The following is a 1,423-nucleotide window of genomic DNA, read 5'->3' as shown; positions in this document are numbered from 1 at the left end:
TAATGCCGATCAGTTAAGGATCCATTGACCGATCCTTCTGATGTGTGAAAATCCGAAACCTGTTGATTGGTTTCGGATTTTTTATGCGTATCGCTCAAGCTCTCGACTTCCTACACGCCAGCAAGGCCGCTCAGTTTGAGTCACTCTCCGACCTCATTCCCAACGAGCTCATCACCACGCTGCTCGGCGAAGAGGGCGTTGCTACCCTGCGCCGTCGCCGTATGCCCATGGAGCGACTGGTCTGGGCCATCATCGGCATGGCCATCTTCCGCAACGTCCCCATGACTCAGCTGGTCAATCAGCTCGATATCCTGCTGCCCGGTGAGCGACCCTTTGTCGCCCCCAGCGCCTTCCTGCAAGCTCGCCAAAAGCTTGGCCACAAGAGCATTGAGCGGCTGTTTCACGAGACCGCCTCCCTTTGGCACCAGCAGGCCAATCACCCCGGCTGGGCCGGGCTGCAACTGCTCGCCGTCGATGGCGTGATGTGGCGCACGCCTGATACCCCGGACAATGCCGCCGAGTTTGCCAAGCCCGGTACCCAGCATGGGGAGACCGCCTATCCGCAGGTACGCATGCTCTGCCAGATGGAGCTCACCAGTCACCTGCTTGTTCAGGCCGTCATGGAGAGCTGCGCCGTCAACGAGATGGTGTTGGCCGAGCAGCTGGTCGCGCGCACGCCGGACCACTCGCTGACCCTGTTCGACAAGGGGTTTTACTCCCTCGGCTTGCTCCATGCCTGGCAGACCACTGGCAGCGAACGGCACTGGTTGCTGCCACTCAAAAAGGGCACGCAATACGAGGTGGTGTGCAAGCTGGGGCGTCAGGATGCCCTGGTGCGTCTCAAACCCAGTCCACAGGCGAGGAAGAAGTGGCCGCAACTGCCTGACACGCTAGAAGCCCGCTTGCTGACTCGCACTATCAACGGTAAAGAGCGGCAGGTGCTGACCTCGATGGTCGACCCGATGCGTTTCCCGGGTGCCGACATCGTCGAGCTCTACGGCCATCGCTGGGAAATCGAGCTGGGCTATCGGGAGATGAAGCACAGCCTGCAACAGCACCGGCTGACCCTGCGCAGCAAGAAGGCGGCGGGGATACGGCAAGAGCTATGGGGTGTGTTGCTGGCGTACAACCTGCTGCGCAGCCAGATGGTGAAGATGGCGGCGAGCCTGAAGGGATACACGGCGAGCCAGCTGAGTTTTCACATGGCATCGGTCTATCTCATCCATGAGCTGAGCTGCATGCCGTATGTATCGCCGGGGAATATCCCGGGACGCGTTGCGGAGCTGGAGAAACAGGCGGGGCAGTTTGTATTGCCGGCCCGAAGGGAGCGAAGTTATCCCCGCTGCGTGAAGCCAAGGCCACAGAAGTATGGAGTAAAAAAACCAATAAAAACAATGCCAGTCAGGCTTAACTGACTGGCATT

General features: G+C 59.5%; 1 pseudogene. It reads left to right on the top strand.

Going from position 1 to position 1,423, the window contains the following annotated elements:
* Nucleotides 1–83 precede the first annotated feature (83 nt).
* A pseudogene (locus BN1129_RS14615) lies at nucleotides 84–1,411 on the top strand (IS4 family transposase).
* Nucleotides 1,412–1,423 lie beyond the last annotated feature (12 nt).

Source organism: Aeromonas popoffii (assembly GCF_000820025.1).
Lineage (GTDB): Bacteria > Pseudomonadota > Gammaproteobacteria > Enterobacterales > Aeromonadaceae > Aeromonas > Aeromonas popoffii.
Note: the sequence above shows the minus strand (reverse complement) of the source record. Positions and strands in the feature narration are given on the sequence as shown.